This window comes from Kitasatospora sp. NPDC057198, from assembly GCF_042670125.1.
Classification (GTDB): Bacteria; Actinomycetota; Actinomycetes; order Streptomycetales; family Streptomycetaceae; genus Kitasatospora.
The window spans coordinates 1-5,461 of sequence record NZ_JBHUWH010000506.1; the positions used below are offsets into that span (position 1 = coordinate 1).

The following is a 5,461-nucleotide window of genomic DNA, read 5'->3' on the forward strand; positions in this document are numbered from 1 at the left end:
CGGTGACGGTCAGTCGCAGGTAACGGGTGGGCGTGGCGGGGAGGTTGACGGTGGCGGTGTTGCCGGTGGCCGGGTCGAAGGTGTAGCCGGCCGAGGCCACCAGGGTGGTGAAGGTGGTGCCGTCGGTGGAGCCCTGGACGGTGATTGTCTGGGTGCGGGAGGCCCAGGCGGTCGCCGGGGGCAGCTTCAGAACGGCCTTGGACAGGGCGCGCGAGCAGCCCAGGTCGACCTGGATCCACTGCGGGAAGGCGTTGTTGGCGCTCTCCCAGTAGCTGTTGGCGTCACCGTCGACCGCGTTGCCCGGCCCGTAGTTCTGGCTGGTGCCGGAGGCGGTGGCGGGGCGGCCCTGCGCCAGGTTGCCGGTGGCGGCCGGGCAGGTCGGGCCGGTGGGGGCCGACGAGGAGGGGGACGAGGACGGGGACGGCGAGGAGCTGCCGTTGCCGCCGCCGAACACCTGGAACTCGGAGAGCTGTGCGGCGGGCCAGCCGGTGTTGCCGGTGACGGTCAGTCGCAGGTAACGGGTGGGCGTGGCGGGGAGGTTGACGGTGGCGGTGTTGCCGGTGGCCGGGTCGAAGGTGTAGCCGGCCGAGCCGGTCAGGGTGGTGAAGGTGGTGCCGTCGGTGGAGCCCTGGACGGTGATCGTCTGGGTGCGGGAGGCCCAGGCGGTCGCCGGAGGCAGCTTGAGGACGGCCTTGGTCAGGCTGACCGAGCAGCCCAGGTCGACCTGGATCCACTGCGGGAAGGCGCCGTTCGCGCTCTCCCAGTAGCTGTTGGCGTCACCGTCGACCGCGTTGCCCGGCCCGTAGTTCTGGCTGGTGCCGGAGGCGGTGGCCGGACGGCCCTGCGCCAGGTTGCCGGTGCCGCTCGGGCAGGCCGGGGTGGAGGCGGAGGCCGACGGGGACGGCGACGGCGAGGCCGGGGTCGAGGTGGACGGCGACGGGGACGGCGAGGAGGAGCCGCCGCCGACCGGGACGCCGTTGTACGTCCAGACCGGCGCGGGCCACTGGCCGGTGCAGGTGGAGCCGCTCAGGCCGGAGTTGCCGCCGCCGTCGGTGATCTGGAAGCCGGTGCCCACGCAGTTGTGGATCGGGGTGGCGGCCTGCGCGATGTTCTTGGCCTTGACGTTGGTGAACTTCATCTGGGCGTTGGCCTGCGCCTGGACCGCGTAGGTGCCCGCGCCGTCGATGTTCACGTTGGTCAGGTTGACGCCGGTGACACCGCCCTCGATGGTCTGGATCGCCTCGTAGGAGCTGTCCAGGATGTCGGTGTCGGTGATGTTGATGGTCGCGCCGGTGATCGGCTCGTTCAGGCCGTCGAACCAGATCGCGCCGACGCCGAACTGCCAGTTGTAGTCGCTGTTCCCGGTGCGGACCAGGGTGTTGCGGGCCGCGGTGATCGTGCCGGAGACGGCGGTGCCGTTGCCGGAGGTGACGCCCGGGTAGCGGTTGGCGATGTGCAGGCCGCCGCCGTTGGTGATGGTGTCGGCCATCACGTTGTCCGAGATGGTGAAGTCCTTGCCGCCGTACGTGACGATGTTGTTGGCGAGGATCGGCAGCACCACCGTGTTGTGGGTGAAGCTGTCGCCCGTGTTCGCCAGCCGCTCCGGCCAGGAGGCCAGGCCGTCGTCACCGGTGTTGCGCAGGAAGGTGTTGGTGACCGTCGAGTTGGTCACGCCGGTGTGGAAGTTGACGCCGTCCGCGGTCTGGTCGAGGATCCGGCTGTTCTTGATGGTGAAGTGGTCCATCGGACCGTCCATCCAGGCGCCGACCTTGGTGTGCTGGATCCACAGGTTGTCGACGGTGGAGTTGGACATCGCGCCGCCCAGGCCGTTGACCTGGTCGTCGTCGACCCGCTCGCGCACGTCGCCGATGATCGCGAAGTCCTTCAGGGTGACGTTCTGGCTCGGGCCGCCGGCCTCCTGCGGCCGGATGCCGCCGCCGTAGCCGCCGCCCGCCACGTACTTGCCGTAGATGCCCGCCGCCCGGTTGCGGTTGATCGGGTCGCGCCCGCCCAGCACGCTGTACCAGGGGCCCGCCCCGGCCAGCGTCACCTTGTCGACCACCACGTGGTCGTACAGCGTGAAGGTGCCCTGCGGGATGTACACCGTCCGGCCCTGCGCCGCGCCGGCGTTCACCGCGGCCTGGAACTTGGCGGTGGAGTCGGTGGCGCCGGTGGGGTCGGCGCCGAAGTCGGCGACCACGTCGATCGCGCCCGCGGGCTTGGCGATCGGGTCGGCGACCTTCTCGAAGTCGGCCAGGTCGACGGTGAAGCTCGGCGACTGCGCGGTGGAGGACACCTGCAGCCGGATCTTCGTCCCCGCCGGGTAGGTGGTGCCCAGCAGGGTGCGGGTCTCGTCGAAGAAGTGGTGCGGGTTGCTGTCGCCCGGGTTGTTGTTGAACGGGTAACCGCCGTAGTACCAGCTGTACTTGGACGTCACGTCGACGCTCTTCAGCTTCTGCCCGTTGACCAGCAGGTCCATCGAGGCGTCGCGGCCCTTGCCGTCGGGGGAGTCCGGCAGGCTGTAGCGGAAGTCGATCGAGTTGGCGGGTGCGGTGAGCGTGAACTCCACGTACTGGCCGACCGCGTTCAGCGTCACGGCCTGTCGGCCGGAGGCTTCCGAGGCCAGGTGGCCGTACTGCCGGTCCGGCCCGACCACGCTGCCGTTGGTGGCCGCGTACTCGGCCTCCTGCTCGACGAACGGGACGCTCGCGCCGCGGTTGGGGACGGCCAGCGGGGACAGCGCGGGGACCGCGGCGGCGTGCGCCGAACCGGCGTTGACGAACGCCACCGCCAACAGGCCGGTGGCGCCGAGCGCGAGGGTGGTCAGTGACGCGACGGTCCGCCTGGCGCGGGTGGGGGGATTCTGCATGGGTGACCGTGCTTCCTGCATGGGGGAGGGCCCGGGTGGTGGCCGGGCGTGCCGAGGGTGGGGCTCGGCGCGGCAGGAAGTCCACAGCTGCGTGCAAAAAAGATACAGATTGACGCAAGATCAGTTGCGAGCGATTGATGAAAAGTGACTTCGCTGGTGGTTCCGCGCATGGCCGACCGGCGGGCGGCGGGTGGCGGCCGCCGGGCCGGTCGGGCGGCGGGCCGGTCAGGCGTCCGGGGTGACCGGCAGCAGGCCCCGCTCGGCGAAGACCTGCTTGGCGGCGAAGGTGGCGTTCAGGGCGCGCGGGAAGCCGCAGTAGACGGCGCTCTGCAGCAGTGCCTCGACGATCTCCTGCGGGGAGAGGCCCACGTTCAGCGAGGCGTTCACGTGCACGCGCAGCTGCGGTTCGCAGCCGCCCAGGGCGGTGAGCATGCCCAGGGTGACCAGCTGGCGGTCGCGGGGCGCCAGGCCCGGACGGTCGTAGATCTCGCCGAAGCCCCAGGCGGCCACCTGGTGGGCGAGTTCGGGCGAGATGTCGGAGAGCGCGGCCAGGGCGTTCGCCCCCGCCTCGCTGTCGATCCGGCCGAGCACCTCCAGGCCGTGGTCGAGGCGCTCCTGACGGGTGGTCGGGACGTCGGCGGCGGTGGCGGTGTTCGTGGTGGTGGCGGTGGTGTCCATGGTGGCTCCTGGGGTTCGTGAGGCGCGTGGTTTCCGTGCGAACACTGGAAACATTAGGAGTTGGAGTGCGCTCCAAGGCAAGCCCGTTCGCCGGGCGGCTCAGCCCGCCGAACCGATCAGGGCGTCCCCCATCGGGGTGCGCCGGTAGAGCACCGAGCGGCCCGCCCGGGCCCGGGAGAGCAGGCCGGCGGCGCGCAGGACGGCGAGGTGGTCGGCGACGGCGCCGGGGGCCTGGCCGAGGGTGCGGGCCAGCTGGGTGGTGCTGGCCGGGGTGTCCAGGGCGGCCAGGATCCGGGCCCGGGAGCGGCCGAGCAGCGCGGCCAGCGCCTCGGGCGGGACGGCGGCCCCCGGCTCCCACAGCGCGGAGATGCCCCGGGCCGGGTAGATCAGGGTGCAGGGCCAGGGCTCGTCGTGGTGCGCCGCGACCCCCGGCCAGACGAACACCGAGGGCACCAGCAGCAGCCCCTCGCCGCGCAGCGGGTAGGTGGTGCCGGCGTCGAACGGCGGGACGTCGATCCCGCCGTCCCGCCAGCGGACGTTCTCGTGCAGCCCGGCCAGCGCCGCCGCCCAGCCGCGCCGCCCCAACTCGCCCGCCCGGTGCACCACGTCGCGCTCGCACAGGGCCCGCAGCTGCGGCCAGTCCCGGGCCAGCAGCTCCTGCCAGCAGCGGTCCAGCGCCCCGGCGACCAGCCGGACCGCGTCCGGCGAGTCCAGCACCGTCCGGGCCGCCCCGTCGGTCTCCGGCCGGGCCGCCAGGCAGGCCCGGATCTCGGCCCGCGCCGACTCCGGCGGCGCGGCCAGGATCGCCGCCAGGTCGTCCGCCCAGGTCTGGTCCATGCCGCGCGGCGGGATGGCGATGAAGTCCGCCCCGAACCTCGGGTTGTGCAGCGCCAGCGCCGCCCGCACCGCCGGATCCGCCCGCAGCCGCAGGAACCCCGGCCGCAGCCGCTCCCGCCACCCCGGCGGCAGCGCCCGCTCCCCGCCCCAGTCCAACAGCCGCAGCAGATTGGCGAGTTCGAACGCGGGCGAGAGCGCGAACCGGCTGCGCGCCAGGTCCTCGGCCGCGACCTCGTACCTCAGCACCGGCCCACCACCCGGCCCACCACCAGGCCCGCCACCCGGCCCGCCCCCGCCGGGCGCCGCCCGGTGCCCGAGCGTTCCGGCGGGCGGGGGCGCCCCGGCGCGGGGGAGGGGCTGGCCCCGTCTCCCGCTGCCCGCCGGCCGCCTCGCCGCGCCCCGCCGGTGTGTCCGTGTCGCACCATGCGACGGCCCTGCCTCTCCCCGTCGTGCCCGTCGTGCCTGCCGTGCCTGTCGTGCCCGTGGTGCCCGTCGTTCTCCCGGCCGGGCCGGGCACCCCGCGACCCTACGTCCTGGGACGAATCTCTCGCCCGCCCCGGGCCCGGGACGCCAGGCTGGCCGGCATGACGACCTATCGCGAGGTGCTCGGCGACCCGCGCTTCCGGCTGCTGTTCACCACCCGCACCCTCGGCATCGTCGGGGACTCGCTGCGGATCACCACCCTGGCCGTGCTGATCTACGCGGGCACCGGCTCCGCGCTGCTGAGCGCCGTCGCCTTCGGGATCGGCTTCCTGCCGCAACTGCTCGGCTCGATGCTGCTCGGCTCGCTCACCGACCGCCTGCGCCCCCGGCTGCTGATCACCGCCGGCTACCTGCTGGACGCGGCCGCCGCCGCGCTGCTCGCGCTGGTCCGGCTGCCGGTCGCGGCCAGCCTGCTGCTGGTGGGCGCCGTCGCGGTGCTCACGCCGCTGTTCAACGGGGCGTCCAGCCGGCTGGTCGCGCAGACCCTGCACGGGGACGCGTACGTCCTCGGCCGGTCGCTGAACAACGTCGCCTCCTCCGGCGCGCAACTGCTCGGCCTGGCCGGCGGCGGCGTCACGGTCGCCCTGCTCGGCC

Annotated in this window: 3 protein-coding genes and 2 pseudogenes; 1 reads left to right on the top strand and 4 read right to left on the bottom strand. The window is 73.3% G+C overall.

The genetic code is table 11. The features are described 5' to 3' along the window. The 4 genes and pseudogenes from ACFUEL_RS34205 to ACFUEL_RS34220 all read right to left on the bottom strand — a co-directional run. A partial coding sequence (locus ACFUEL_RS34205) for a discoidin domain-containing protein (RefSeq protein ID WP_380241231.1) occupies positions 1-454 on the bottom strand: 454 nt, incomplete at its 3' end. Further along, positions 449-2,869 (bottom strand): annotated as a pseudogene (locus tag ACFUEL_RS34210) (discoidin domain-containing protein); the annotation flags it as partial. The gene ACFUEL_RS34205 and the pseudogene ACFUEL_RS34210, both read right to left, overlap by 6 nt. A 225-nt stretch (positions 2,870-3,094) precedes the next feature. Next, entirely contained in the window at positions 3,095-3,547 is a 453-nt protein-coding gene (locus tag ACFUEL_RS34215) for a carboxymuconolactone decarboxylase family protein (RefSeq protein WP_380241227.1), read from the bottom strand. Positions 3,548-3,646: 99 nt separating this feature from the next. Beyond that, positions 3,647-4,630: a DUF5937 family protein gene (locus ACFUEL_RS34220; protein WP_380241229.1), complete on the bottom strand. Its 984-nt coding sequence runs from the start codon at positions 4,628-4,630 to the stop codon at positions 3,647-3,649. 338 nt (positions 4,631-4,968) lie between these two features. Between ACFUEL_RS34220 and ACFUEL_RS34225 the strand changes: the two are divergent. Further along, positions 4,969-5,461: pseudogene (locus ACFUEL_RS34225) on the top strand (MFS transporter); the annotation flags it as partial.